Below are 26,863 nucleotides of genomic sequence, written 5' to 3'. Positions count from 1 at the left end.
TCACAGGAAGGGTACTTAGGCATGCAGAAAGAACAACTTTCCGCTTTAATGGATGGTGAGACTTTAGATAATGAAGTGTTATCCGCATTGTCTGAAGACGCCACGCTACAGAGAAACTGGGAAAGCTATCATCTGATTCGCGATACCCTGCGTGGTGATACCGCTCAGTTCGTGTACGTTGATATCGCCGCCCGCGTAGCGGCAGCGATTGAAAATGAACCGGCAAGGCCGGCACCTCTCATTCCTGAAGCACAGCCGAAGCCGGAACAGTATGTCAAATTGCCGTTCTGGCAAAAAATGCGCCCCTGGGCGGCCCAGATCACGCAGGTTGGTGTTGCTGCCTGTGTCTCGCTGGCCGTGATCGTTGGCGTACAGCACTATAACGCGCCACAGGATGGCCAGGCGGCGTCTGACTCACCGGTATTCAATACGTTGCCAATGATGGGCCAGGCTTCACCGGTCAGTCTCGGTGTCCCTTCTGAAAGCGCGCTTAACGGCAATGCGCCGCAGCAGGTTCAGGATCAGCGCCGTCGCGTCAATGCGATGCTGCAGGATTATGAACTTCAGCGCCGTTTGCATTCCGAGCAGCTTCAGTTCGGGCATAGCCCTGCGCAGCAGGCTGCTGTCCAGGTCCCGGGTAACCAGTCGCTAGGAATTCAGTCGCAGTAATGAAGCACTTTTGGTACGCCGTCAGCCTTATGGCTGGCAGCCTGATGTACTCCAGCGTCGCCCCGGCGGAAACCACCTCCGGGGCGCTTCTTCAACAGATGGAGCAGGCCAGCCAGACCCTCAGTTACGAACTCGCCTACATTAACGTTTCCAGGCTCGGGATAGAGTCGATGCGTTACCGCCACGCCGTCCTTGATAATAAAACGTATGCGCAGTTGCTGCATATGGACGGTCCGCGCCGGGAAATTATCCAGCGGGGCAACGAAGTCAGCTATTTCGAACCTGGCCTGGAGCCTTTTACGCTGGCGGGCGATCATATCGTGGACTCAATGCCGTCACTGGTTTTCGCAGATTTTAAACAGCTCTCTGAAAACTATGATTTTGTCGCCGTGGGCCGGACCCGCATCGCCGACCAGCTCTGCGAAGTTATTCGCATCGTGGCCCGGGACGGTACCCGCTACAGTTATATCGTCTGGATGGACAGTGATACCAAGCTGCCGCTGCGTGTCGATCTGCTGGATCGTGATGGCGAAACCCTGGAGCAGTATCGCGTTGTCAGCTTCGCCATTGATGAAGGCGTAAGCAAAATGATGCAGGGGCTGGTTAAGGCGACGCTGCCGCCTGCGCTTTCCGTGCCGCAGGGCGATAAGGTGAAGTTTGACTGGCAGGCGGGATGGTTACCCGTGGGCATGAAAGAAGTGACTCAGAGCCGCAGGCAGATCCCTTCCCTGAATAAGCCCGTGGAATCCCGGCTCTATTCTGACGGCCTGTTCAGCTTCTCCATTAACATCAGCGCAGCGGATAAAAATGCGGCCTCACAGCTTTTGCGTACCGGACGGCGTACGGTGCATACTGAAATACGTAATAACCGTGAAATTACGGTGGTGGGGGAATTGCCACCCGCTACCGCTAAACGCATTGCTGACGGCATCAATCTGGGTAACGCAAAATGATGAGAGAATGGGCCACAGTCGTATCATGCCAGGATGGCGTGGCGACGCTGCACTCAGAAATAAAAACATCCTGTAGCAGCTGTTCCGCCCGCAAAGGCTGCGGCAGCCATATGCTCAACAAGCTTGGGCCGAAAAACGCGCACGTGATGAAAATCGCCACGGCTGAACCGCTGTCGCCCGGGCAGCGTATCGAACTGGGTATTGCTGAACAAAGCCTGCTCAGCTCCGCGCTGCTGGTCTATATGACGCCGCTGGTGGGGTTGTTTATCCTGGCCGGCCTGTTTCAGATGCTGTTTCACAGCGATCTGGCGGCGGCGGCGGGAGCGCTGTTAGGCGGTATCGGCGGCTTTATTATCGCCAAAGGCATTTCAGGTTATCTGAGCAAGTCCGCCGCATTCCAGCCGGTTATCCTGAGCATTGCCCTTCCACACGATGCGCTTCGTGTAGAAACCGAAGCCTGAGGCCGGCCGCCATCGCTGTGGCGGCGGCCAGATTAACACCTTACCTGCCCACGTTTTCCCCTGCTTGAAAAAAGGCTTAACCGGTAATTTTTCGCGGGTTATCTCAGCCTGACAGCCCCTTTTAACAGAAATATTAAGAAATAAAGTGACATATCTTGTGTTAAATCCGGCAACGTCGTAGCATCTGCCTGAATTGATAATGATAATCATTTAATTTTATGGGGTTAATCATGCCATCTCTGTTGAAAAAAGCAGGCCTGCTGGTTTGCGGGCTGTTTGTGGCCTGTCAAACCTTGGCGGCGCCGTTTACCGTTGAAGATGTCAGCGGCCGTCAGGTTGAAATCAAATCGGAAGTGAAACGCATTATTTTGGGTGAGGGACGGCAAATTTACCTGCTGGCCGCCTTTGACACGCAAGCGCCGTTCAGCCGCGTGGTAGGCTGGCGTGACGATCTGCCTAAGGCGGATTTCGACAGTTATCAGAGCTATGAGAAGAAATACCCACAAATTAAAAAACTGCCCACGTTTGGCGGCGCTAAGGATGGCACCTTCAACGTTGAACAGGCGCTGACGCTCAAGCCGGACCTGGTGCTGATGAACCTGGAATCCAAAGCCGCCACGGATGAAGGCAAGCTTATCGAAAAACTGACGAAACTGGGCATCCCGGTGGTGTTCATTGATTTTCGCGAAAAGCCGTTTGAAAACGCCGAAAAGAGCATTCGTATTATGGGACAGCTGCTTGGTAAACCTGAGCGTGCCGAAGAGATCCTGGCTTTCCGCCGTGAGCAGGTAAATATCGTTACTGACCGTCTTAAGGATTACCGGGGCAAACGGCCCTCGGTCATGCTTGATCGTGCCGGTGGTTATACTGACGAGTGCTGTATGTCCTTTGGCGATGAAAATTTTGGCCGGATGGTCGATGTCGCGGGCGGCAGAAACATCGCTAAGGATCTTATTCCCGGCACCTTCGGTACCCTTAACCCGGAAGAGATCATCAGCGCCAATCCAGATGTGGTGATCGTTACGGGCGCTAACTGGAAGAACTACAACACGGCTGACGGTTGGGTTGGCGTGGGACCGGGAGCCGATCTAAAGGTAGCTGAACAGCGTCTGACCGCACTGATGGCCAGGCCTGCTTTCAGGACGCTGCCGGTTGCGACCAACGGTAACGCGCACGCGATCTGGCATCAGTTCTATGACAGTCCTTATAACTTTGTTGCCATTCAAGTCATCGCAAAATGGCTGCATCCTGATCTGTTTCGCGATCTTGATCCTGACGCCACATTCCGTACTTTCCATGAACGGTTTTTACCGCTGGATTATCAGCCCGGTTACTGGGTGAGCTTGCCAGCCAGGAATTGATGGCTATTCAATAAATTAGCGGCAACAGATATGACGGGCCACTTCGGTGGCCCTTATTATTGGCCGTCTGTTTTTAGTCCGTATTGAGAAAGCGTGATGGATGAGCGAAGAGGTGGAAATAGCGGCGTGACGCCGCGAATTTGATGTGCCCCAGAGCGCGTGAATTCTTTCGTGCCGGGGGTTAACAGTGTAAGATGCGTGCTCATTGATGGCGGGTACATTGCGAGAGTTGTCCATAGCTCTGTTCACCGTGAGAACTAAACCGAACGTTTAAGCGAAAATATTCATATAAATGAAGCATATAAGAAACTTTTCTATCATCGCTCATATCGACCACGGCAAATCAACGCTCTCTGACCGTCTGATTCAGATCTGCGGTGGGTTGACCCAACGTGAAATGGCCGCGCAGGTTCTGGATTCAATGGATCTTGAACGTGAACGCGGTATTACCATTAAGGCGCAGAGCGTAACGCTCGATTACCATGCGCCGGACGGTGAAACTTACCAGCTCAATTTTATCGACACGCCGGGCCACGTGGATTTTTCCTACGAAGTGTCCCGCTCGCTGGCTGCCTGTGAAGGTGCGCTGCTGGTGGTGGATGCCGGGCAGGGGGTTGAAGCCCAGACCCTGGCAAACTGCTATACCGCGATGGAGATGGATCTGGAAGTGGTGCCGGTGTTAAACAAGATCGATCTGCCCGCGGCCGACCCCGATCGTGTTTCTCAGGAAATTGAAGACATCGTGGGCATCGATGCCACCGATGCGGTGCGCTGCTCGGCGAAAACCGGCGTTGGTGTTCCTGAGGTGCTCGAACGCCTGGTGCGCGATATTCCGCCGCCGGAAGGCGATCCGGAAGGGCCTTTGCAGGCGCTGATTATCGACTCCTGGTTCGATAACTATCTCGGCGTGGTATCGCTGGTACGTATTAAAAACGGCACCATGCGTAAGGGCGAAAAAATCAAAGTGATGAGCACCGGACAGGTCTACAATGCTGACCGTCTGGGCATTTTCACCCCGAAGCGCGTTGACCGTGACGTACTGAACTGCGGCGAAGTGGGCTGGCTGGTCTGCGCTATCAAGGACATTCTCGGCGCACCGGTCGGGGATACGCTGACGCTGGCGCGTAATCCGGCTGAAAAATCGCTGCCGGGCTTTAAGAAAGTGAAGCCGCAGGTGTATGCCGGCCTCTTCCCTATCAGCTCTGACGATTATGAAGCCTTCCGCGACGCGCTGGGCAAGCTGAGCCTTAACGATGCCTCGCTGTTCTACGAGCCGGAAAGCTCAACGGCGCTGGGCTTCGGCTTCCGCTGTGGCTTCCTTGGCCTGCTGCATATGGAGATCATCCAGGAGCGCCTGGAGCGTGAGTACGATCTGGAGCTGATCACCACGGCACCAACCGTAGTATATGAAGTGGTCACTACCGGCGGCGAAACGGTCTACGTTGACAGCCCAGGCAAATTGCCGCCGTTAAACAACATTGAAGAACTGCGCGAGCCGATTGCCGAGTGTCATATGCTGCTGCCGCAGGAGTTCCTGGGTAACGTCATCACGCTCTGTATCGAGAAGCGTGGCGTGCAGACCAACATGGTCTACCACGGTAACCAGGTGGCGCTGACTTATGAAATCCCGATGGCGGAAGTGGTACTCGACTTCTTTGACCGCCTGAAATCCACCTCACGCGGCTATGCGTCACTGGATTACAACTTCATCCGTTTCCAGGCTTCTAACATGGTGCGCGTCGATGTGTTGATCAACTCCGAGCGCGTGGATGCGCTGGCGCTGATTACCCATAACGATAATGCACCGTACCGTGGCCGCGAGCTGGTGGAGAAGATGAAAGATCTGATCCCGCGCCAGCAGTTTGATATCGCGATTCAGGCTGCCATCGGCAACCACATTATTGCGCGTTCAACCGTTAAACAGCTGCGTAAAAACGTACTGGCGAAGTGCTACGGTGGCGACGTGAGCCGTAAGAAAAAGCTGCTGCAGAAACAGAAAGACGGTAAGAAGCGCATGAAGCAGGTGGGTAACGTTGAGCTGCCTCAGGAAGCGTTCCTTGCCATTCTCCATGTTGGTAAAGAGAGTAAATAAGGCCCGCAGGCTACGAGGGAACTGGAATGGCTAATATGTTCGCCCTGATTCTGGCGATAGCAACACTCGTCACCGGTATTATCTGGTGTATTGATAAATTTAAATGGGCGCCAGCCCGCAAAGCCAGGCAGGCTGAAGCGGCGGCAAAGGCGGGGGAAACCGTCAGCGAGCAGAACAAAGCGGCTAAGCCCGGCTGGGCGGAAACCGCCGCGTCGGTTTTTCCGGTGCTGCTGCTGGTTTTCATCGTACGTTCGTTTATTTACGAGCCGTTCCAGATCCCCTCGGGATCGATGATGCCGACGCTGCTGATTGGCGATTTTATTCTGGTTGAAAAGTATGCTTATGGGATCAAAGATCCTATTACGCAAACCACGCTAATCCAGACAGGGCACCCTAAACGCGGCGATATTGCCGTCTTTAAATATCCTGACAAACCCAGCCTGGATTACATCAAGCGTGTGGTAGGACTGCCGGGTGACCGGGTCAGTTACGATCCGCTGAGCAAGACCGTCACCATCAATCCGGCCTGTGGCGCAGGTAATTCCTGTGATAAAGCGTTGGCAGTGACTTATTCTGATGTTAAGCCAAGCGATTTTGTTCAGACCTTCAGCGGTTTTGAGGGAAATGAACAGGGAAATGGCTTCTATCAGCTGCCGCAAGGCGAAACGATGCGTGGCGGTCTGCGTCTGGCGACGCGCGAGGAGACACTGGGAGATGTGACTCACTCAATCCTGCTGGTCGCAGAGGCGCAAAGCCAGGCAAGTTCTTACTATCAGCAGCCGGGCCAGCCACAATCTTCATGGGTTGTTCCTGAAGGGATGTACTTCATGATGGGCGATAACCGCGACAACAGCGCAGACAGCCGTTACTGGGGTTTTGTCCCGGAACGCAATCTGGTTGGCAAAGCGACCGCCATCTGGATGAGCTTTGAGAAGCAGGAAGGGGAATGGCCTACCGGCGTTCGCCTCAGCCGCATTGGCGGTATTCACTGATATCCGCCTTCGGGCGAAGTGGTAAACGGGTGGTTTCCTCCGGGGGGCCACTGCACACGAAACAGTTTCGTGTTGGCGCGTCCAGCCCTGTTCCGTGTGCAGATTATTTGACGCATTCAGACACTGGTAACACATGAACCCCATAGTCATTAACAGACTCCAACGTAAGTTGGGCTACACTTTTACCCATCAGGAACTTTTGCAGCAGGCGCTCACTCACCGCAGTGCCAGCAGTAAGCACAACGAAAGGCTTGAGTTCCTGGGCGACTCCATTCTCAGTTACGTGATTGCTAACGCGCTCTACCATCGTTTTCCCCGTGTTGACGAAGGGGATATGAGCCGGATGCGCGCCACGCTGGTGCGCGGCAATACGCTGGCCGAAATGGCCAGAGAGTTTGATCTGGGCGAATGCCTTCGCCTGGGTCCGGGTGAGCTGAAAAGCGGCGGTTTCCGCCGTGAATCGATCCTGGCCGATACCGTGGAAGCGCTGATTGGCGGCGTGTTCCTGGATAGTGATATCCAGTCGGTAGAGAAACTGATCCTGAGCTGGTATGCCAGCCGCCTCGATCAGATCAGCCCGGGCGATAAGCAGAAAGATCCAAAAACGCGTCTGCAGGAATATCTGCAGGGTCGTCATCTGCCGCTGCCCTCCTATCTGGTGGTGCAGGTGCGTGGCGAAGCGCATGACCAGGAATTTACCATTCACTGCCAGGTGAGCGGCATGGCTGAACCGGTTGTTGGAACCGGATCAAGCCGTCGTAAAGCTGAGCAGGCAGCCGCCGAACAGGCGCTGATTAAGCTAGGACTTGAATGAACGAACAAACCCCCTATTGCGGCTTTATAGCGATTGTAGGCCGCCCGAACGTCGGGAAATCCACCTTACTGAACCAGCTTCTGGGGCAGAAGATCTCTATTACCTCGCGTAAGCCGCAAACGACCCGCCATCGCATTATGGGTATCCATACGGAAGGCCCTTATCAGGCTATCTATGTGGATACGCCGGGTCTGCATATGGAAGAGAAGCGGGCGATAAATCGCCTGATGAACCGTGCCGCCAGCAGCTCAATCGGTGACGTTGAGCTGGTCATTTTTGTGGTGGAAGGCACGCGCTGGACCGCTGACGACGAGATGGTGCTTAACAAGCTTAAGGACGGGAAAGTCCCTGTCCTGCTGGCTATCAATAAAGTCGACAACATCACGGATAAAAGCATTCTGCTGCCGCATTTGCAGTTCCTGAGCCAGCAGATGGATTTCCTGGATATCGTGCCGATTTCCGCTGAAAACGGGAAAAATGTCGATACCATTGCCAGTATCGTGCGTAAACGTCTGCCGGAAGCCGATCACCATTTCCCGGAAGATCATATTACGGATCGTTCTCAGCGCTTTATGGCTTCGGAGATCATCCGTGAAAAGCTGATGCGTTTTCTGGGCGCTGAACTGCCTTACTCGGTCACGGTTGAGATCGAACAGTTCGTCACCAATGAACGCGGCGGTTATGACATACATGGCCTGATTCTGGTTGAGCGTGAAGGCCAGAAGAAAATGGTGATTGGTAATAAAGGTGCCAAGATCAAAACGATCGGTATCGAAGCCCGTAAAGATATGGAAGAGATGTTCGAGGCGAAAGTGCATCTTGAGCTCTGGGTGAAAGTGAAGTCGGGCTGGGCAGATGACGAACGTGCTCTGCGTAGCCTGGGCTATACAGACGATCTCTGATCCTGATGGAAGGCTGGCAGCGCGCGTTTGTCCTGCATGGGCGTCCCTGGAGCGAGACCAGCCTGATGCTCGATCTCTTCTCCGAGAACTACGGGCGAATACGTGTTGTTGCCAAAGGTGCCAGAAGTAAGCGCTCCAGTCTGAAAGGGGCGCTGCAACCCTTCACGCCGCTGCTGGTTCGCTGGGGTGGCAGAGGCGAGGTCAAGACCCTGCGCGGCGCAGAACCCATCTCGCTCGCGCTACCGCTTTCCGGTATTACCCTCTACTGCGGCCTGTACGTCAACGAACTGCTCTCACGCGTGCTGGAGCAGGAAACGGCGTTCACCGATCTCTTCTTTGATTATCTCTACTGCCTGCAGGCGCTGGCTTCCACCAGTGGAACGCCGGAACCGGCGCTGCGGCGCTTCGAGCTGGCGATGCTCGGACACCTTGGCTACGGCATCGATTTTCTGCATTGCGCAGGCAGTGGGGAAGATGTCACCGATGGCATGACCTACAGCTACCGTGAAGAAAAAGGTTTCATCGCCAGCCTGGTGGTAAATAACAAAACTTTTACCGGCCGCCAACTGCGGGCGCTGGCCGAGCGTACCTTTCCCGATGCGGATACGCTGCGGGCCGCCAAGCGCTTTACCCGTATAGCGCTGAAGCCCTACCTTGGCGGCAAGCCCCTTAAAAGCCAGGAGTTGTTTCGTCAGTTTGTGCCGAAAAAACGCGCGGAAACGCCCCCTGAGACAGAGTAACAACAGCAGGGCGTTCCAGCTGGCTATAAGAACATTGTAAACTGGCTTCTCTTTGCCACTTTCTGAGGACTGTTATGGCTGAGCTATTGTTAGGCGTTAATATCGACCATGTTGCTACGCTCCGTAACGCGCGCGGTACCCAATATCCGGACCCCGTACAGGCTGCCTTTGTGGCCGAGCAGGCGGGCGCTGACGGCATAACCGTCCATCTCCGGGAAGACCGCCGCCATATTACCGATCGCGACGTGCAGCTTCTTCGTCAGACTATCCAGACCCGCATGAACCTTGAGATGGCCGTCACCGACGAGATGGTGGCGATCGCCTGCGAGATCAGGCCGCATTTTTGCTGTCTGGTGCCCGAAAAGCGTCAGGAAGTTACGACCGAAGGCGGGCTGGATGTGGCTGGCCAGCAGGATAAAGTGTCCGCCGCCGTCAGCACGCTGGCCGCAGCAGGCATTCTGGTGTCGCTATTTATTGATGCTGATACCGCCCAGATCGATGCGGCTGCCGCAGCTGGCGCGCCTTATATTGAGATCCATACCGGCGCCTACGCTGAGACGGACGAGGGGCCAGAACGGGATGCCGAGCTGGCGCGTATCGCGAAAGCCGCAACCTATGCCAGCAGCCTTGGATTGAAGGTTAATGCGGGACATGGCCTGACTTACCATAACGTTCTGCCCATTGCCGCCCTGCCTGAAATGCATGAGCTGAATATCGGCCACGCTATCATTGGACGGGCGGTGATGAGCGGGCTGGCGGATGCGGTCAGTGAAATGAAGAGACTGATGCGGGAAGCGCGGCGCTGATGGCGATACTCGGACTTGGCACAGACATTGTTGAAATCACGCGGATTGAAGGTGTGATTTCCCGCTCGGGCGATCGGCTGGCAAAGCGTGTATTAAGCGAGAACGAATGGCTGCAGTATCAGGCTCACCAGCAGCCGGTGCGCTTTCTCGCCAAGCGTTTTGCGGTAAAGGAAGCGGCTGCCAAAGCCTTTGGCACCGGGATCCGTGGCGGCCTGGCCTTCAATCAGTTTGAAGTTTATAACGATGAACTGGGTAAGCCTGGATTGCGCTTTTTCCTGAAGGCCGCTGAGGTAGCGGAAAAGCTGGGCGTGACTTATGTGCACGTTACGCTGGCCGACGAACGCCACTATGCCTGCGCCACGGTGATTATTGAGAGCTAAGCGATACTGGAAACTGGGGCTGGTCCGGGGACTTCGCGTGATGTCACTATGCCCGCGTCACGCTCGTCTTTGTACGCCAGGCGATGCTGAAAGATATAACGTCGCCCGGACTACTCCATGTGATGCAGGATCACAAATTTCTCCCATAGCGTATCCTGGCTCTCAATGTGCGCCGGATCGGTGACGATCGTATTGTCGATAGGGCAAACTTGCTGACAGGTCGGCGTATCGTAGTGGCCGACGCACTCGGTACAGCGCGCCGCATCAATTTCATAAATCATATCGCCCATGGAGATGGCCTGATTAGGACATTCCGGCTCACACATATCGCAATTAATGCATTTTTTTGTAATCAGTAACGCCATGATGTCATCATCACTTTTTGCTGCAAAAGAGAACGCCAAAACGGATGCAGAAAGGTTGGCTGAAGTTACCTGGCAAACAGGCACGGCTATATAGCAAATTTCACGCGGCAATTTAGTATAAATAGTGTCCGGCTACCATATACCCGCATTCATCCGCTGGATGAATAAATTAACATGCATACGGATAACATTGTGGGCAGGAAATATTTATAAAATTAACACTGCTGTTACCTTCTCCGAAATTTACCAGCAACGTAAGGAGAGAAGGGGTGCTGTTAAATGGGTATTACAGGTGCAGAAGCGTTATCGCAACTGCACGCCAGATATCGGTTAATCTGCTTATGATTCACGGGGAGCAGATTGCTGACTGGTCAGTTTGATATTATATAAATTCGCCAGCGTCAGTGACGTCGTCAGTAAGACGACATATTCAATAGAGGTCAGTAAAACATCCGTCATACCATAAAGCAGCGCCGATAATGTCATTATCGTTACCGGATTGACAAAAGAGGTTTTCATCCCGTTAAAGAATATCATCGTAATATAAAAATAAGCCAGGATCAGCACGCCGAAAATACCGAACAGAGAGGCGTATTGAATGAATTCATTATGCAGGTGGACATTAATAAAACTTAACGCGTAGGGCCTGGGTTTGATATCAGCCAGCCGCTCACGAATAATCGTGTTGCGGGTAATCTGGGTTTCACCTAGCGGGTTTTCTGCAAAGGTAACCAGGCCCATTTTCCAGAGGGTAAAACGTGATCCTAACGACGTGTTGTCATTGCCCTGCTGATAACGGGAAAGTTCGAGACGCGTGGTTTCCAGCCGCGTGTTAATAATATCCCGATTCAGACCAAGGACGGCAACAACCGAAGCAATAATAAACAGAACGGGGATAAGCTTCAGCTTCTTGTCACACCACAGGATATTAAGCAGCAACAGCAAAGCAAGCAGCGTATGGATAACCATCGCCGAACGCGTCTCACTCAAAAATGTAATATAAACAGAGAGCAGGCTGCTTAAAATGACGCTGAAATATTTGATTTTTAATGACGGGATCTGACTTAGCATGGCAATGGTAGCCAGCGACATCGCGCTGAAAGCGTAGGCCGACATTGTTGCACGGTTAATGCCTAAGGTAATTCTCACCACGCCGTTAAGATGTTGCCAGATGCCATAGGCGCTGGATAATAAAAAGGCGGCCAGTAATGAAGCCCAGACCAGACGGTAAAGCACGGTTTTGCTGATAATATTCTGCCGCGCGCTCCAGGCGATATAAAGCGCGATAAGGGAAGCGAGAAACCAGCGTTTAGCTGGCGTCAGCAAAATACCGTTTTCCTCGCCGGGTACCGATAAATAAAGCGCAACCAGTGACCAGAGCGTAAAAAGTAAGGCTAATGAAAAACCGGCCACCGCCATTTTTGACGCAGCAAGCATAGACTTAAACGCTCTGATGTTAAGCACTATCCCTGCGGCGGAAAGATAACTGCACCAGTAAAACGTTACCCGACCCGCTTTTTCATTTAAAAACCCCAGGGGTAAAATGAACAGCAACAGAAGCAGTGTCAATGGAAATAACCATCGGTTAATCTGGTCGCGTTTTAAAGAGAAACTATTACGGGGATAAGAGGTGTTGCTCTCGTTCCTTATCACGCTATTCCATCCTTCTGATCGATGCCCGGTTTGGGCGGCCGGTATTTTGGGGCGCCATCTTATCAGCCTGGCCCGGTGAAAGTATAGAATGGCTGCAGGAAAAACTGAGCGGCGAAAACGTGGTATTCACTGCCGTTATTATATTCCCGAAGCACGCATTCAAATGCTCAACCTGCGAAAACCTACACCAGTTTTTTTACCAACGCTTCACTGTGCCGGATGTGGGTGGAGGCTCGTTCCGGATCATGTTGTACCAGCGCCATAAAAAGCAGATCTGTGAGCGTAAACTGTGCGGTTGTGGAGGAGATCGCAGCGCTACGGGTAGTCTGCTCTTCCGCCACCGTGTAGAGGCAGTGGGTGGCACACTGCTGTAGCGTATTCGGCGTAAAGCCGGTAAAAGCCAGTACGCTGGCACCGGCCCGCTGTGCCTCCTGAGCGGCAAGGTTAATCTCCCGTCGCTCGCCGGTATAGGAGATTGCTAACAGCAGGTCTCCCACGCTTAACGCCTGTACGCTGGCCAGCAACGCATGCATATCCTGCTCGGCGACCGCGCTCATGCCAATCTTCATCAATTTCCAGGAAAAATCTTTCGCCACCAGGCCTGACGCGCCGATCCCCACCAGCACGATGCGGTTAGCGGTTCTGAGCAGCCGCAGGGTTTCCATCAGCATTTCTTCGCTGTTGATATCCAGCGTGGCCCGGATCGCGGACTGTTTCTCCGTCAGCAGCTTTTCACCCACCATTTTCAACGGATCATCGCTAAGGATCAGATTGTGCACGGTAATCGCATCTCTCTCCGCCAGTGATTCACTGAGGGCCAGTTTCAGGGCCGGAAAACCTTTATAGCCCAGCTTCTGGGCAAATTTCACCACGCTCGACTGGCTGACGCCCGACTCTTCAGCAAGCTTTTGTGAACTCAGGTGACGCGCGCGATCCGGCTGTGACAGCAAAAAATCAGCCAGCCTCCGCTCGTTTAAAGCCAGACGTGGGTAAAGCTGGCGGATACGTAACAGTGAGCTCATCAGGCACATTCTCCCATTCTTGATCCAACATCCTGAATAATCAGGACTGATAATAGCGTGCTGGCGCAGCAGCCGTAAGCTTAACGCCGCATTAATCACATTCCATGATGAAAGTCGGTTATTTCGGTGGCCTAAAGGAATATAATATTCCCTTTAATGACATTTATAAGAATTATTTATTCAAAAGGCGAAAATATGCAGCTTGGTTCTCTGATTTCTGAAACACGTAATAAAGACACCCTGGATCTGGACAGCCTGAGTACGCTTGAAATGGTGACCAAATTCAATGAACAGGACGCTACCGTGGCGGAAGCAGTACGCATGACGCTGCCAGCGGTTGCCAAAGCCGTCGATGCGGCAGCGTTATCTTTATCACAGGGCGGAAGGCTGATTTATATGGGCGCAGGCACCAGTGGCCGACTGGGCGTGCTGGATGCCTCAGAATGTCCTCCCACTTTTGGCGTGCCGCATGGGCTTGTGGTGGGAATTATTGCGGGCGGGCCAGGGGCGCTGCTTAAGGCGGTCGAAGGGGCGGAGGATGATGAAGATCTTGGCGTCAGCGATTTGCAGGCACTCAAGCTGACAAGCCGCGATATGGTGGTAGGGCTGGCAGCATCAGGACGCACTCCCTATGTTATTGGCGCGCTGCGCTTTGCCCGCCAGACAGGCTGTCGCACTGCCGCCATCTCCTGTAACCCGGATTCTCCTGTCGCCCATGAGGCGGAGATTGCCATTTCCCCAGTCGTGGGGCCGGAAGCTTTGACCGGCTCAACACGGCTTAAATCCGGCACCGCGCAAAAGCTGGTGCTCAATATGATCTCCACCGGCGCGATGGTGAAAATCGGTAAGGTTTACCAGAACCTGATGGTAGATATGCAGGCTACTAATGTGAAGCTGGTTGACCGCGCCTGCCGGATGGTCTGTCAGGCGACCGGCTGCGCGGCAGAAGAGGCGGAAGCCGCCCTGAGCCAGACGGACTACGCGGTTAAACCCGCCATCCTGATGATATTGAGCGGTATCACGGCACCCCAGGCGCAAAGCCGGCTGGAAAAACATAATGGGTTTCTGCGGGCAGCGCTTGAAGACAGAGGATAAACCATGAACGCGAAACGTCTGGCGGAAGCGTTGCTGGCAGGGATCGGCGGAGCGGGCAATATCCAGAGGCTGGAAAATTGTATGACCCGCGTGCGGGTGGAAGTGAATGATGAAAGCCTGCTGGATATCGAAAAAATGCGTGCGCTTGAGGGGGTAAAAGGCTACGTCAGGCAGGGCGGGCAGCACCAGTTTATTGTCGGGCCCGGCGCCTCGGCAAAAGTGGTCGATGCCATGCGCAGCCTGATGGCGGAGCAGCCCACAGCGGATATCAGTGCGACCAAAGCCGCCACCACGAAAAAATATAAAGCGCCAATGAGCGACGCGCTTCGTCAACTGGCGAACGTCTTTATCCCCCTTATTCCTGCATTTATCGCTTCGGGCCTGATTACGGGCATTATCAATATCCTCAGGCGGCCCGATATCGTCGGCGATTTTGCCAGCCAATATCCTGATGCGCTTGGGCTTGCGGCCATCTTCGGCAGCGCGATATTTACTATTATGAATATTCTGGTCGGTGTGAATACAGCCAAAGTGTTTGGCGGCTCCACCGCGCTGGGCGGCGTGATGGCGGGTATTCTCTCCAGCCCGGCGCTGGCGCAAATCACGCTCTTTGGCGAACCTTTACAGCCGGGCAGGGGCGGCGTGATCGCCGTACTGCTTGTGGTGGTAATGATGTGCTGGATTGAAAAAAGGCTGCGTGAATGGCTTCCTGACGCCGTTGAGCTGATCCTTAACCCGCTTCTGACTACACTGATAACTGCTACAGTCGCCATTATCGCGCTGCAACCGCTGGGCGGCGTGATCTCCGATGCGATTGCCCACGGCGCAACCCTGGCTATCGATCGCGGCGGAATGGCGGTAGGGGCGGTACTGGCGGGCACCTTCCTGCCGCTGGTGTTGACCGGATTGCATCAGGGAATGGTGCCGATCCATGTTGAGTTGGTGCAGGCGCACGGCGTTAATGCGCTACTGCCGATTCTGGCGATGGCCGGGGTGGGGCAGGTTGGGGCTTCTCTTGCGGTATTGCTGAAAACCCGCAATGCCCGGTTAAAAAAACTGGTGAAGGGCGCGTTGCCGGTAGGGATTCTGGGCGTTGGCGAACCGCTGATCTTTGGCGTGACATTGCCGCTGGGTAAACCGTTTATCGCCGCCTGTCTTGGTGGTGCTGTAGGAGGCGCGGTCGTCAGCTCAGCCAAGGTGGCAACGGTGATTACCTTTGGTATTTCAGGTCTGCCACTGGCGCTCACTATCATCTCTGGTAAGGTTATGCTTTATCTGGCCGGTTGGCTGACGGCCGTAATCTGTGGTTTTCTGTTTGCCTGGTTTATGGGCTTTAACGATCCCGAGGAGTAATGTTTGACTATTGGTATGGAACGTCGCGTGGTGTTTTTCGATCTGGACGGCACGCTGCATCAGCAGGATATGTTCGGCACTTTTATGCGCTATCTTCTCTGGCGCCAGCCGCTGAACCTGCTTCTGGTGCTGCCGGTCCTGCCGATCGTGGGCGCCGGGCTATTGATAAAAGGGCGCGCTGCGCGCTGGCCGATGAGTCTGCTGCTCTGGTCGATTACCTTTGGCCATAGCGAGGCGAGACTGAGAGCGCGCGAGGCGGCTTTCGCCAGCTGGTTCCGCGAGCGGGTGACCGCTTTCCCGGTCGTGCAGCAGCGGCTGACGGAATATCTCAACAGCTCCGATGCCGACGTCTGGCTGATCACCGGTTCACCGCAGCCGCTGGTGGAGCAGGTCTACTTTGATTCTGCCTTTCTGCCGCGGGTGAAACTGATCGCCAGCCAGATGAAACGGGGATTCGGTGGCCGCGTGCTGGCGGTGCGCTGCCTCGGGCATGAAAAGGTGGCGCGGCTTGAGGAGCAAATCGGCACGCCGCTGCAGCTTTACAGCGGCTACAGCGACAGCAAGCAGGACAATCCACTGCTCTTTTTCTGCCAGCATCGCTGGCGGGTAACGCCGCAGGGGGATCTGCAACAGCTTGAGTAAACGGGTATACTGCCCCGCGTTTTTTTGCTGGAGACTCAGGTGAGCACGACCCCTATTGATGAATTCTGGATGCGCCACGCGCTGGCCCTGGCCCGCAGGGCCTGGGAAGAAGGTGAAGTTCCCGTTGGCGCGGTACTGGTACAGGGTGACCGCGCGATCGGTGAAGGATGGAACCGTCCTATCGGCCATCACGATCCTACGGCGCATGCGGAAATCATGGCGCTGCGGCAGGGCGGTAAGGTGCTTGAAAATTACCGGCTGCTGGACACCACGCTTTACGTCACGCTGGAACCCTGCGTCATGTGTGCAGGCGCGATGGTACATGGCCGGATAAACCGGCTGGTCTTTGGCGCGAAAGATGAAAAAACCGGCGCTGCAGGTTCGCTGCTTGACGTACTGGGGCATCCCGGCATGAATCACCAGGTGGTCATTGATCAGGGCGTACTGGCGAAGGAGTGCGCGGCCATGCTCAGCGATTTCTTTCGCTACCGGCGCGCGCAGAAAAAGGCGCTGCGGGATAAGCAGCGCCAGGCAGCCTCAGACTAACGCGCCTTCAGGCGCGTCTCACCCTGACATCAGTTCAGGGCGACTTCTGGCTCAACCACGGGATACCCCTCACCCAGCGCCGCTTCAAGGGCGGACTGCTGGGCCAGCTTACGCTCCTGATCCTGCAGATAGCCGACCAGGCTCAGCTGGTAAATACGGATGTTTTCCACATAGTTATAGGCTTCGTGGCCTCGCGCATAACCATAGCGGGTTTTACTGTAGTAGCGCTTCTGGCTGAGCATCGGCAGCCGCTGTTTAACGTCAGCCCAGCTGTCAGGATTCCCTTTCTGTTTGGCCGTCAGCGCGCGCGCATCAAGCATATGCGCATAGCCCATATTGTAGGCGGCCAGCGCAAACCAGATACGCTCATCTTCCGGGACGGTAGCCGGCACTTTTTCCATCATCCGCACCAGATATTCGCTGCCGCCGCGAATGCTTTGTTCCGGATCGGTACGATCGCTGACATTCAGGCTTTCGGCGGTGTTGCGCGTCAGCATCATCATCCCGCGAACGCCAGTAGGGGAGGTCGCCTGCGGGTTCCAGTGCGATTCCTGGTAAGAAATAGCGGCCAGCAAACGCCAGTCAATTTCACTGGCATATTTTTCGAACAGCGGGCGTATGCGGGGTAACGTGCTGTCGATGGCGCGCAAAAAGGTGCGGGTATCGACATAATCGAAGGTTCCCACATGGCCGAGATATTTCTCCTCCAGCCGCGCCAGCGTGCCTTCTTCGCCCATCTGATTGAAATAATCAAGCAGGGCGGCGTGCAGACTGTCGTCCTCACTGCGTCGCATATACCAGGTCACCGGCTCTTCATCGGTGATGTCGAAAGCCACGGCCAGCTGCGGATGAATGCGTTGAAGCAGGGCAATCGACAGGGAGTCGCCGACCGTGTAGTCGAGCTTGCCTTCGACTACCGCTTCCAGCAGGGCATTAGGGCTCTGATCGGTGGAAATCGCCCAGTCGAGATCGGGATACTGGTTCTGTTTTATGCTACGCAATGTGGAAAGATAGGCGGAGTCAGAGGCCACCGTCAGTCGTCCATTCAGATCGCCCAGACTCTTCGGGCGCGGCTTGCCCATCCGGTAGACGAGTTGCTGAGAAACGGAGTAATACGTAGGACCAGTGCGAAAACGTGAGAGGCGGTCACCGCTGTAAAGCAAACCCGCCGCCAGCACATCAGCCCTGTCATCTTCAAGATCGTCAAACAGCTCGCTGAGGTTCTGACGGACGGTCACTTCCAGTTTGACGCCCAGATAATCGGCAAAACGCTTCGCCAGCTCGTAATCCATACCGGCCGGCGCTTGATTGACTGTGGTGTAAGTCAGCGATGAATTGAGCGTGCTGATGCGCAAAACTCCCCGCGACTTTATCTGTTCCAGCTGATCCTGCGACCCGCCATACCATGGGATCGCGGGCCATAGCGCCAGCGAGAGCAACACGGTAATGAGCCCGATGAACAGATAATTAAATTTTAGGCGTTTCAAATAGTTATCTCTCGATTGCTCTCAGGTTTCTGTCTGTAACGGCAGTATTTGTGGTCTGTATTGGATCCTGAGCGTGGGGCATTTTGCGCAACTCATGCCCCCTGTGCAACTGAATTCATGTTGAATTGTGCGATTTTAAGCCAATTCCGCTGCCCGATAATTTCTGCGCAAACGGTTTCGTAACCGGTGGGGATTCTCTATAATACCGCCGCTTCCCCTGTTGCGCCCAAAGAAGCGTCGCCCGGCGCTTCGAAGACGAGAGATCTTTGATGATGGAAATTCTGCGTGGTTCGCCCGCTCTGTCGGCATTTCGTGTTACCAAACTGCTGGCCCGCTTTCAGAACGCTCACCTGCCGGTGAGTGACATTTACGCTGAGTACGTCCATTTTGCCGAAGTCAGCGCGCCCTTATCCGACGCGGAAAAAGCCCGCCTGCAGCGTCTGCTGAAATATGGTCCCTCGCTTGCCGAACATACGCCGGAAGGGCGTCTGCTGCTGGTAACGCCGCGTCCAGGTACGCTCTCGCCCTGGTCATCCAAGGCCACTGACATTGCGCATAATTGCGATCTGCCGCAGGTTAAACGGCTTGAGCGCGGTCTGGCTTTTTATGTGAAGGCTCCGCAATTGACGGAAACGCAGTGGTCAGCACTCGCAGCTCTGCTGCATGACCGGATGGTGGAAGTTGTGCTGACCGATCTCGCTCAGGCAGCGCAACTGTTTGCCCATCATCAGCCCGCGCCGCTGCAAAGCGTGGATCTGCTGGGGGAAGGGCGAGAGGCGTTAGTGACGGCGAACCGCAAGCTTGGCCTGGCGCTCGCTGATGATGAAATCGACTATTTACAGGCGGCGTTTGAGAAGCTCGGGCGCAATCCAAACGACATTGAACTCTATATGTTTGCCCAGGCAAACTCTGAGCATTGCCGTCACAAAATTTTCAACGCCGACTGGATCATCGACGGTAAAGAGCAGCCTAAGTCGCTGTTCAAAATGATCAAAAACACCTTCGAGAAAACGCCGGATTACGTCCTTTCTGCCTATAAAGATAATGCGGCGGTAATGGAAGGTTCACAGGTAGGTCGTTTTTACGCTGACGCAGCGCAGGGCCAGTATGAGTTCCATCAGGAAGAAGCGCATATCCTGATGAAGGTGGAAACCCATAACCATCCAACAGCGATCTCGCCATGGCCGGGCGCGGCGACCGGTTCCGGCGGTGAGATCCGCGATGAGGGCGCAACGGGGCGCGGCGCCAAACCCAAGGCTGGCCTGGTGGGCTTTTCCGTCTCTAACTTGCGTATTCCGGGCTTTGAACAGCCCTGGGAAGAAGATTTCGGCAAGCCGGACCGCATCGTGACGGCGCTTGATATCATGACCGAAGGCCCGCTGGGCGGGGCCGCCTTTAACAATGAATTTGGACGACCCGCGCTGACGGGCTATTTCCGCACTTATGAAGAGCAGGTAAACAGCCATAATGGCGTGGAGTTGCGCGGCTATCACAAGCCGGTGATGCTGGCAGGTGGACTGGGCAATATCCGGGCCGACCACGTACAGAAAGGCGAAATTACCCCTGGCGCTAAGCTGATTGTGCTCGGCGGCCCGGCGATGAATATCGGCCTTGGCGGCGGTGCGGCTTCTTCCATGGCGTCAGGTCAGTCTGATGCCGATCTCGATTTCGCTTCCGTGCAGCGCGACAACCCGGAAATGGAGCGGCGCTGTCAGGAAGTGATCGATCGCTGCTGGCAGCTGGGTGAAGCAAACCCCATCCTCTTTATTCATGATGTGGGCGCAGGCGGCCTCTCCAATGCGATGCCTGAGCTGGTCAGCGACGGCAACCGGGGCGGCCGCTTCAACCTGCGTGACATTCTCAGCGATGAGCCTGGCATGAGCCCGCTGGAGATATGGTGTAATGAATCCCAGGAACGTTACGTGCTGGCCGTTTCACCTGACAAACTGGCCCAGTTTGACGCCCTGTGCAAACGCGAGCGCGCGCCTTATGCGGTGATTGGTGAAGCGACGGAAGAGCTGCATCTGACGCTGACCGACAGCCACTTCGACAACAAACCGATCGATATGCCGCTTGATGTGCTGCTGGGCAAAACGCCCAAAATGACCCGCGATGTCAGCACGCTGAAAGCAAAAGGTGAGGCGCTTCATCGTGATGAAATAACGATCGCTGAGGCCGTTAATCGCGTACTCCATCTGCCAGCCGTTGCGGAAAAAACCTTCCTGATCACCATCGGTGACCGCTCGGTAACTGGCATGGTGGCCCGCGATCAGATGGTCGGTCCCTGGCAGATCCCGGTCGCTGACTGCGCCGTAACCACCGCCAGCCTGGACAGCTATTACGGCGAGGCGATGTCGCTGGGTGAACGTGCGCCGGTCGCCCTGCTCGATTTTGCCGCCTCTGGTCGTCTGGCGGTGGGAGAGGCGCTGACGAACATCGCCGCCACGCAGATTGGCTCGCTCAAACGGATCAAGCTTTCCGCTAACTGGATGGCTGCCGCAGGCCATCCGGGAGAAGATGCCGGACTTTATGAAGCGGTGAAGGCGGTGGGGGAAGAACTCTGTCCGGCGCTGGGCATCACCATTCCGGTCGGCAAAGATTCGATGTCGATGAAAACCCGCTGGCAGCAGGGAGCCGAACAGCGTGAGATGACCTCGCCGCTGTCGCTGGTGATCACCGCTTTTGCCCGTGTGGAAGATGTGCGCCGCACCGTGACGCCAGAGCTGAAGCCGCAGCAAGATAATGCGCTGCTGCTGATCGATTTGGGGAAAGGTGTTAATGCGCTCGGCGCAACAGCGCTCTCCCAGGTTTACCGTCAGCTTGGCGACAAACCCGCAGATGTGCGTGATGTGGCGCAACTGGCGGGCTTCTTTAGCGCGATGCAGACGCTGGTGGCCGACGGCAAGCTGCTGGCCTACCACGACCGTTCCGATGGCGGTTTGCTGGTTACGCTGGCGGAAATGGCCTTCGCCGGTCACTGTGGGATCGAGGCGGATATCGCCTCCCTTGGCAGCGATCCGCTCGCCGCGCTGTTCAATGAAGAACTGGGCGCCGTTATTCAGATTGCGGCGACCGATCGTGACGAAGCAGAGCAGGTATTCGCGGCTAACGGCCTCGCCGACTGTGTACATTTTCTTGGCTGCGCACAGCATGGCGATCGCTTTACCATTACCTCCGGTGACTCAACGGTTTACAGCGAAAGCCGCACCACGCTGCGTACCTGGTGGGCGGAAACCACCTGGCAAATGCAGCGCCTGCGTGATAACCCGGCCTGCGCCGACCAGGAACATGAAGCGAAGAAAAACGATGCCGATCCTGGCCTGAACGTGGCGCTGTCCTTTAAACCGGAAGAAGATATTGCCGCGCCGTTTATTGCCACCGGCGCACGGCCCAAAGTGGCCGTACTGCGCGAGCAGGGCGTTAATTCACATGTTGAGATGGCAGCGGCGTTTCACCGTGCCGGATTTGATGCGGTGGATGTGCATATGAGCGATCTGCTGTCAGGACGTCGCGGACTGGAGGAATTTCAGACGCTGGTGGCCTGTGGCGGCTTCTCCTATGGCGACGTGCTGGGGGCTGGCGAGGGATGGGCCAAATCAATTCTGTTTAACAGCCGCGTGCGCGATGAGTTTGAAACCTTCTTCCACCGTCCGCAGACGCTGGCGCTGGGCGTCTGTAACGGCTGCCAGATGATGTCAAACCTGCGTGAGCTGATCCCGGGAAGCGACGCCTGGCCGCGCTTTGTCCGTAATCAGTCAGAGCGTTTCGAGGCCCGCTTCAGCCTGGTGGAAATCGCGGGCAGCCCTTCTCTGATGCTGGACGGGATGCAGGGTTCGCGGATGCCGATCGCCGTCTCTCACGGGGAAGGGTTTGTCGAAGTCCGTGACGCTACCCACCTGGCGACGCTGGAAAGCAAAGGACTGGTGGCGCTGCGCTACGTCGATAACTTCGGCAAGGTCACGCAGCACTATCCCGCCAATCCGAACGGCTCACCAAACGGCATTACCGCCGTCACCAATGAGAGCGGACGCGTGACGATTATGATGCCGCACCCGGAGCGTGTGTTCCGTACGGTCAGTAACTCGTGGCATCCGCAGGAGTGGGGCGAGGACAGCCCATGGATGCGTCTGTTCCGCAACGCCCGTAAGCAACTGGGCTGAACCGGCAACGATCTGTTTGCAGACGGCGCAGCGAGCATCTGTGCCGTAGTGCAGATGAACCGCGCCAGTGCTTGTACATAAGCAGACTGACTCTCATAAGCAGCCTTTAAGGCTGCTTATGACTATTAACTAAGGGTTTGCTCCAGGTACAAAAATCGTTCATTAAGACGCAAAAACTCTCATTCCCGGCAGCTCATCCTGCGCCATGAAATGCGCGGTACGCTCTACTTCAGTATCTGTTACCTTCGCTATCAGTTTATCAGCCTCAGGGCTGCTTTTTTACTATGAAGCTGACTGTTGCCTGTCCCCGACAAATCAATCCTTTAACTGTCTCTAAAAGGCGACACTTAACTCGCTGATTTTAATATTTTTAATTATTGCGGTCTGCATGTGTTGCCTTAAGGAGACAGTATCCCGGCCGACGCGGTTCCGCATGCGACAATAAAAGCCTTCTCTTATTTTAAAAACATTTCACATCAATGGCTTATATTTTATTTTCATAGTTGGCACGCGGTTTGCTATAATCCTGTCAGTGGCTCATTCACTCAGCTATGACAGCCCTGCGCAAGCGGACAAGCGCTTCATAACACATCGAATGACGCACAATACGGTGCCTGCCGTCCACCTAACCGATAACTGCCCACGTAGTGGCTTTATCAGACACCGGACGCAACGTTGAGTTAGGCACCACCTATTTTGCAGGTTGCATCGCGCAGCCTGTCCGGAATGGCAGATTCTCTGAATCTGCCATTTTCCGTTTCTGTTCAGCCCTTTCTTCCCGCGCGCCACTCAGCTAGCATCAGCATACAGCGCAAAATGAGACTCTCCCGTGAAAAAATGGCGTTTATTCCCGCGATCCCTGCGTCAGCTGGTGCTGATAGCTTTTCTGCTGGTTCTGTTGCCGCTGCTGGTGCTGGCATGGCAGGCATGGGAGAGCCTGTCGGCGCTCAGCGGCAGGGCGGCAGATACCAACCGTACGACGCTGACCGATGTCCGGCGTAGCGAGGCGATGGCCCGCACCGCGCTGGAGCTGGAGCGCAGCTACCGGCAATATTGCGTGCTGGATGATCCTATGCTGGCCAATCTCTATCAGACGCAGCGAACCCGGTATGCGCAGATGCTGGAAGAGCACGCTTCCGTATTGCCGGATGTGAAGGTTTATCAGCAGTTACGCCAGTCGCTGGGCACTCTCACTAAACTCAACTGCATTAACAGCAGCCCCATCAGCGTGGCCTCGCAGGCGCTTGAAACGTTTTCTACCGCCAATGGCCAGCTTATTCAGTCGACGCGGGAGGTGGCCTTCTCGCGTGGGCTACAGCTTCAGCGGGAAATCGCCGAGCGTGGTCAGTATTTCAGTTGGCAGGCGTTAATTCTCTTTCTGATAAGCGTGGGGCTGGTGCTGCTGTTTACCAGGATGATTATCGGCCCGGTAAAGGCCGTTGAACGGATGATCAACCGTCTGGGGGAAGGGAAGCGGCTCAGCCACAATCTGGCTGCCAGAGGGCCAAGGGAACTACGCTCGCTCGGGCAGAGTATTCTCTGGCTTAGCGAGCGCCTGGCCTGGCTGGAATCACAGCGCCACGAGTTTCTGCGCCACATCTCCCATGAGCTGAAAACGCCGCTTGCCAGCATGCGCGAAGGCACGGCGTTACTGGCTGACGAAGTCGCCGGACCGCTTACCGCCGATCAGCGCGAGGTGGTCGCTATCCTTGATGACAGCAGCTGCCACCTGCAACGGCTAATCGAGCAACTGCTTGATTACAACCGTGAGCTTTCTGATGCGCCAGTGACGCTGGTGCCGGTCGCGCTGGCACCCCTGGTCGAAAGAATTGTCAGCAGTCACAGTCTGACCGCTCGCGCCAAATTGATGCAGACCGAGGTGTTACTGGCTGAAAAAAATTGTCTCGCGGAACCGATGCTTCTGGCGCGTGCCATCGACAATCTTTACTCGAACGCCCTACACTACGGCAGCGAATCCGGTACCATCTGGATCCGCAGTCGCCGTCATGGAAACAGGGCGATTATTGAAGTTGAAAACACCGGAACGCCCGTGCCTGCCACCGAGCAGACGATGATATTCGAGCCTTTTTACCAGGGCAGCCAGCAGCGCAGGGGCGCTGTGAAAGGGAGCGGGCTGGGACTCAGCATCGCCAGAGACTGCATTCAACGCCTGAAAGGCGATTTACAGCTGGTTCAAAGTGAAGGGACGGTCGTCTGTTTTCGGATCGAACTCACGCTGACAGCCGGGAAAAATAATGAGAACTGATGCCTTTACTGCCGTAAAACCTGGCGTATGCCACACCGCGGCGCTGTTTTTCGCTGCCGCACTGCTTGCAGCCTGTACGCCTCAAACCCCGGGCTCCGCCGTCAGCACGGCATTAACGCCGCCTGGGGAGCCTGAAGCTAAAGTGGTCGATTTTCAGCAGGTTGACTGTTCCCTGATCTGGGATCAACCGGAGGAGAAAGCGAGCCATAATGCCCTCTACTGGCTAAGGGCGGTCGACTGCGCAGGCCGGCTCTCCGCCGCCGGCGCGCGGGCTGAAGCGCGCCACTGGCAAGCCACAAACTGGCAGAACGCCTTCAAACGGGGCATTTTGCTGGCAAACGGCAACGTCACGCCGGTTGAACGGCGGCACTATATGCAGCAGCTGGCATTTTTCAGCCGCGATTATCCGCTGCCGGTCAGGCCGCTGATTCAGCTCTGGCGTGACGGCCAGGCCGGACAGCTTCAGCTTTCTGCTGAACGCATGCGTTATTATCAGCTCCAGCAGAGCAGCGACACCGAGCTTGATCTGCTTCGCCGGGAGATCGTTGCGCAGAAAGAGGCGCTGAGCGTCACGCGGCGCAAGCTGGAAACGCTGACCGATATTGAGCGCCAGCTCTCTTCACGACGCTCGCCGGAGGGGGCTGATAACAGCCATACGGAAAACCACGACGAACAACCTGAAGCGGCGTCGTCAGGCTCCACGACCACAACAGCGGAGAGCCAGCCATGATAAAAAAATCAGCCAGCCTGCTGCTGGTGGATGACGATCCCAGCCTGCTTAAACTGCTGGGAATGCGGCTCACCAGCGAGGGATTCAGCGTGCTGACGGCGGCAAGCGGTCCGGAAGCGCTGAAAACGCTGCTCAGAGAGAAAGTGGATCTGGTGATAAGCGATCTGCGTATGGATGAAATGGACGGGATGGCGCTGTTTAGCGAGATCCAGCAGCAGCAGCCGGGCATGCCCGTCATCATCCTGACCGCGCATGGCTCTATCCCGGATGCCGTCTGGGCCACGCAGCAGGGCGTTTTCAGCTTCCTGACCAAGCCCGTTGACCGGGACGCGCTTTACAACGCGATCGATCAGGCGCTGGCCCACCGTGCGCCGGTCAGTGATGATGCCTGGCGTGAAAGCATCGTTACCCGCAACCCGCTCATGCTTCGTCTGCTGGAACAGGCGCGGATGGTGGCACAATCAGACGTCAGCGTACTGATTAACGGCCAGAGCGGCACCGGTAAAGAGATCCTGGCGCAGGCGATCCATGCTGCCAGCCCGCGCGCCGCCAAACCTTTTATCGCCATCAACTGCGGTGCGCTTCCGGAACAGTTGCTTGAGTCGGAGCTGTTTGGTCATGCCAGAGGCGCCTTTACCGGCGCGGTCAGCAGCCGTGAAGGGCTGTTTCAGGCGGCGGAGGGCGGAACGCTTTTTCTGGATGAAATCGGCGATATGCCGCCGGCGCTCCAGGTAAAACTGCTGAGGGTCCTGCAGGAACGCAAGGTGCGTCCGCTGGGCAGCAACCACGATCGGGAGATCAACGTCAGGATTATTTCGGCCACCCATCGGGATCTGCCTGAAGCGATGGAAAAGCAGGCGTTTCGCGAAGATCTTTTCTACCGGCTTAATGTGGTGAATCTTAAAATTCCCACGCTGCAGCAGCGCGCCGAGGATATTCCGCTGCTGGCAAACCATTTGCTGAAGCAGTCAGCGGAACGTCATAAGCCGTTTGTCCGGCGCTTTTCCACCGATGCGATGAATCGTCTGATGGCGGCGAGCTGGCCGGGCAACGTACGGCAACTGGTTAACGTCATTGAGCAGTGCGTGGCGCTCACCTCCGCGCCGGTGATAAGCGAAGCGCTGGTGGAGCAGGCGCTGGCAGGTGAAAACAGCGTACTGCCCACTTTTGCCGAAGCGCGGAATCAGTTTGAACTGAATTATTTACGTAAACTGCTGCAGATGACCAATGGCAATGTGACGCATGCGGCACGGCTGGCCGGACGTAACCGGACCGAGTTCTATAAGCTGCTTTCCCGCCATGAACTCGATGCCTCAGATTTCAAAGCGTAATTTTCAGTGCCGCTTCGCCGCCGGGATATGATAGCGTAGCAAC

Annotated in this window: 23 protein-coding genes; 19 read left to right on the top strand and 4 right to left on the bottom strand. The window is 55.5% G+C overall.

Translation table 11 applies throughout. From position 1 onward, the window contains the following. Nucleotides 1-21 precede the first annotated feature (21 nt). The 11 genes from rseA (at nt 22) to acpS (ending at nt 10,170) form a co-directional block, all read left to right on the top strand. Nucleotides 22-669, top strand: coding sequence for an anti-sigma-E factor RseA (gene rseA / locus EA20_RS0103000; RefSeq protein ID WP_024965423.1), 648 nt, complete (start codon nt 22-24; stop codon nt 667-669). After that, nucleotides 669-1,622 (top strand): sigma-E factor regulatory protein RseB, encoded by a 954-nt coding sequence (gene rseB, locus EA20_RS0102995; RefSeq protein WP_024965422.1) that lies wholly within the window; start codon nt 669-671, stop codon nt 1,620-1,622. Before rseA ends, rseB begins: the two co-directional genes overlap by 1 nt. Then, complete coding sequence (rseC, locus tag EA20_RS0102990) at nt 1,619-2,083, top strand: SoxR-reducing system protein RseC (RefSeq protein ID WP_024965421.1); 465 nt, start codon at nt 1,619-1,621, stop codon at nt 2,081-2,083. Before rseB ends, rseC begins: the two co-directional genes overlap by 4 nt. Before the next feature lie 230 nt (nt 2,084-2,313). Next, entirely contained in the window at nt 2,314-3,444 is a 1,131-nt protein-coding gene (locus EA20_RS0102985) for an ABC transporter substrate-binding protein (protein WP_024965420.1), read from the top strand. A gap of 292 nt (nt 3,445-3,736) precedes the next feature. After that, on the top strand, nt 3,737-5,536 hold the full coding sequence (gene lepA, locus EA20_RS0102980) for a translation elongation factor 4 (RefSeq protein WP_024965419.1): 1,800 nt from the start codon (nt 3,737-3,739) through the stop codon (nt 5,534-5,536). Between the two features lie 26 nt (nt 5,537-5,562). Further along, on the top strand, nt 5,563-6,528 hold the full coding sequence (lepB, locus tag EA20_RS0102975) for a signal peptidase I (protein ID WP_038381474.1): 966 nt from the start codon (nt 5,563-5,565) through the stop codon (nt 6,526-6,528). 133 nt (nt 6,529-6,661) lie between these two features. Next, nucleotides 6,662-7,342 (top strand): ribonuclease III, encoded by a 681-nt coding sequence (gene rnc / locus EA20_RS0102970; protein ID WP_024965417.1) that lies wholly within the window; start codon nt 6,662-6,664, stop codon nt 7,340-7,342. Beyond that, nucleotides 7,339-8,244: a GTPase Era gene (gene era / locus EA20_RS0102965; RefSeq protein ID WP_024965416.1), complete on the top strand. Its 906-nt coding sequence runs from the start codon at nt 7,339-7,341 to the stop codon at nt 8,242-8,244. The genes rnc and era overlap by 4 nt, the downstream gene beginning before the upstream one ends. Nucleotides 8,245-8,249: 5 nt before the next feature. Beyond that, complete coding sequence (gene recO, locus EA20_RS0102960; protein WP_024965415.1) at nt 8,250-8,984, top strand: DNA repair protein RecO; 735 nt, start codon at nt 8,250-8,252, stop codon at nt 8,982-8,984. A 74-nt stretch (nt 8,985-9,058) separates the two neighbouring features. Continuing rightward, on the top strand, nt 9,059-9,790 hold the full coding sequence (gene pdxJ, locus EA20_RS0102955) for a pyridoxine 5'-phosphate synthase (protein ID WP_024965414.1): 732 nt from the start codon (nt 9,059-9,061) through the stop codon (nt 9,788-9,790). After that, the gene (gene acpS, locus EA20_RS0102950) at nt 9,790-10,170 is read left to right on the top strand and encodes a holo-ACP synthase (protein ID WP_024965413.1); all 381 of its coding nucleotides are present in this window, start codon (nt 9,790-9,792) and stop codon (nt 10,168-10,170) included. Before pdxJ ends, acpS begins: the two co-directional genes overlap by 1 nt. A 110-nt stretch (nt 10,171-10,280) precedes the next feature. Here the strand turns inward: acpS and EA20_RS0102945 are convergent, their stop codons facing one another. The 3 genes from EA20_RS0102945 to EA20_RS0102935 all read right to left on the bottom strand — a co-directional run bounded on the left by EA20_RS0102945 (nt 10,281) and on the right by EA20_RS0102935 (nt 13,210). Then, the gene (locus EA20_RS0102945) at nt 10,281-10,535 is read right to left on the bottom strand and encodes a YfhL family 4Fe-4S dicluster ferredoxin (protein WP_024965412.1); all 255 of its coding nucleotides are present in this window, start codon (nt 10,533-10,535) and stop codon (nt 10,281-10,283) included. Between the two features lie 339 nt (nt 10,536-10,874). Beyond that, on the bottom strand, nt 10,875-11,999 hold the full coding sequence (locus EA20_RS0102940) for an O-antigen ligase (protein ID WP_235192623.1): 1,125 nt from the start codon (nt 11,997-11,999) through the stop codon (nt 10,875-10,877). Between the two features lie 371 nt (nt 12,000-12,370). Next, a complete protein-coding gene (locus EA20_RS0102935) occupies nt 12,371-13,210 on the bottom strand; it encodes a MurR/RpiR family transcriptional regulator (RefSeq protein ID WP_024965410.1) in 840 nt (279 codons plus the stop codon). Nucleotides 13,211-13,405: 195 nt separating this feature from the next. On the opposite strand from EA20_RS0102935, the gene murQ reads away from it, so the two are divergent. The 4 genes from murQ to tadA are packed head-to-tail and all read left to right on the top strand — an operon-like array spanning nt 13,406 to nt 16,846. Further along, a complete protein-coding gene (gene murQ, locus EA20_RS0102930; protein ID WP_024965409.1) occupies nt 13,406-14,305 on the top strand; it encodes an N-acetylmuramic acid 6-phosphate etherase in 900 nt (299 codons plus the stop codon). 3 nt (nt 14,306-14,308) lie between these two features. Continuing rightward, nucleotides 14,309-15,658, top strand: a complete 1,350-nt coding sequence (locus tag EA20_RS0102925; RefSeq protein WP_024965408.1) for a PTS transporter subunit EIIC — start codon at nt 14,309-14,311, stop codon at nt 15,656-15,658. Nucleotides 15,659-15,661: 3 nt separating this feature from the next. Continuing rightward, nucleotides 15,662-16,300, top strand: coding sequence for a phosphatidylglycerophosphatase C (gene yfhb / locus EA20_RS0102920; RefSeq protein ID WP_024965407.1), 639 nt, complete (start codon nt 15,662-15,664; stop codon nt 16,298-16,300). A 39-nt stretch (nt 16,301-16,339) separates the two neighbouring features. Beyond that, nucleotides 16,340-16,846, top strand: a complete 507-nt coding sequence (tadA, locus tag EA20_RS0102915; protein ID WP_024965406.1) for a tRNA adenosine(34) deaminase TadA — start codon at nt 16,340-16,342, stop codon at nt 16,844-16,846. Nucleotides 16,847-16,875: 29 nt separating this feature from the next. On the opposite strand, the gene mltF is transcribed toward tadA, so the two are convergent. Next, entirely contained in the window at nt 16,876-18,333 is a 1,458-nt protein-coding gene (gene mltF / locus EA20_RS0102910; protein ID WP_024965405.1) for a membrane-bound lytic murein transglycosylase MltF, read from the bottom strand. A gap of 269 nt (nt 18,334-18,602) precedes the next feature. On the opposite strand from mltF, the gene purL reads away from it, so the two are divergent. From purL to glrR, 4 genes are all read left to right on the top strand, one after another. Then, nucleotides 18,603-22,493 (top strand): phosphoribosylformylglycinamidine synthase, encoded by a 3,891-nt coding sequence (gene purL / locus EA20_RS0102905; RefSeq protein ID WP_024965404.1) that lies wholly within the window; start codon nt 18,603-18,605, stop codon nt 22,491-22,493. Between the two features lie 829 nt (nt 22,494-23,322). Beyond that, complete coding sequence (locus EA20_RS0102900; RefSeq protein WP_024965403.1) at nt 23,323-24,759, top strand: HAMP domain-containing sensor histidine kinase; 1,437 nt, start codon at nt 23,323-23,325, stop codon at nt 24,757-24,759. Next, the gene (gene qseG / locus EA20_RS0102895; protein WP_024965402.1) at nt 24,749-25,489 is read left to right on the top strand and encodes a two-component system QseEF-associated lipoprotein QseG; all 741 of its coding nucleotides are present in this window, start codon (nt 24,749-24,751) and stop codon (nt 25,487-25,489) included. The genes EA20_RS0102900 and qseG overlap by 11 nt, the downstream gene beginning before the upstream one ends. Then, a complete protein-coding gene (gene glrR, locus EA20_RS0102890; protein ID WP_024965401.1) occupies nt 25,486-26,820 on the top strand; it encodes a two-component system response regulator GlrR in 1,335 nt (444 codons plus the stop codon). Before qseG ends, glrR begins: the two co-directional genes overlap by 4 nt. Nucleotides 26,821-26,863: the final 43 nt, after the last annotated feature.

The organism is Pantoea sp. IMH (assembly GCF_000599885.1).
Taxonomy (GTDB): domain Bacteria; phylum Pseudomonadota; class Gammaproteobacteria; order Enterobacterales; family Enterobacteriaceae; genus Erwinia.
Note: the sequence above shows the minus strand (reverse complement) of the source record. Positions and strands in the feature narration are given on the sequence as shown.

What these genes read in the sequence shown, in the direction of transcription:
- rnc (WP_024965417.1), top strand. Translation starts at nt 6,662, where the DNA reads ATGAACCCCATAGTCATTAACAGACTCCAACGTAAGTTGGGCTACACT.
- lepA (WP_024965419.1), top strand. Translation starts at nt 3,737, where the DNA reads ATGAAGCATATAAGAAACTTTTCTATCATCGCTCATATCGACCACGGC.
- acpS (WP_024965413.1), top strand. Translation starts at nt 9,790, where the DNA reads ATGGCGATACTCGGACTTGGCACAGACATTGTTGAAATCACGCGGATT.
- rseB (WP_024965422.1), top strand. Translation starts at nt 669, where the DNA reads ATGAAGCACTTTTGGTACGCCGTCAGCCTTATGGCTGGCAGCCTGATG.
- rseC (WP_024965421.1), top strand. Translation starts at nt 1,619, where the DNA reads ATGATGAGAGAATGGGCCACAGTCGTATCATGCCAGGATGGCGTGGCG.
- murQ (WP_024965409.1), top strand. Translation starts at nt 13,406, where the DNA reads ATGCAGCTTGGTTCTCTGATTTCTGAAACACGTAATAAAGACACCCTG.
- qseG (WP_024965402.1), top strand. Translation starts at nt 24,749, where the DNA reads ATGAGAACTGATGCCTTTACTGCCGTAAAACCTGGCGTATGCCACACC.
- recO (WP_024965415.1), top strand. Translation starts at nt 8,250, where the DNA reads ATGGAAGGCTGGCAGCGCGCGTTTGTCCTGCATGGGCGTCCCTGGAGC.
- purL (WP_024965404.1), top strand. Translation starts at nt 18,603, where the DNA reads ATGATGGAAATTCTGCGTGGTTCGCCCGCTCTGTCGGCATTTCGTGTT.
- EA20_RS0102985 (WP_024965420.1), top strand. Translation starts at nt 2,314, where the DNA reads ATGCCATCTCTGTTGAAAAAAGCAGGCCTGCTGGTTTGCGGGCTGTTT.
- EA20_RS0102925 (WP_024965408.1), top strand. Translation starts at nt 14,309, where the DNA reads ATGAACGCGAAACGTCTGGCGGAAGCGTTGCTGGCAGGGATCGGCGGA.
- glrR (WP_024965401.1), top strand. Translation starts at nt 25,486, where the DNA reads ATGATAAAAAAATCAGCCAGCCTGCTGCTGGTGGATGACGATCCCAGC.
- era (WP_024965416.1), top strand. Translation starts at nt 7,339, where the DNA reads ATGAACGAACAAACCCCCTATTGCGGCTTTATAGCGATTGTAGGCCGC.
- rseA (WP_024965423.1), top strand. Translation starts at nt 22, where the DNA reads ATGCAGAAAGAACAACTTTCCGCTTTAATGGATGGTGAGACTTTAGAT.
- EA20_RS0102935 (WP_024965410.1), bottom strand. Translation starts at nt 13,210, where the DNA reads ATGAGCTCACTGTTACGTATCCGCCAGCTTTACCCACGTCTGGCTTTA.
- EA20_RS0102945 (WP_024965412.1), bottom strand. Translation starts at nt 10,535, where the DNA reads ATGGCGTTACTGATTACAAAAAAATGCATTAATTGCGATATGTGTGAG.
- lepB (WP_038381474.1), top strand. Translation starts at nt 5,563, where the DNA reads ATGGCTAATATGTTCGCCCTGATTCTGGCGATAGCAACACTCGTCACC.
- pdxJ (WP_024965414.1), top strand. Translation starts at nt 9,059, where the DNA reads ATGGCTGAGCTATTGTTAGGCGTTAATATCGACCATGTTGCTACGCTC.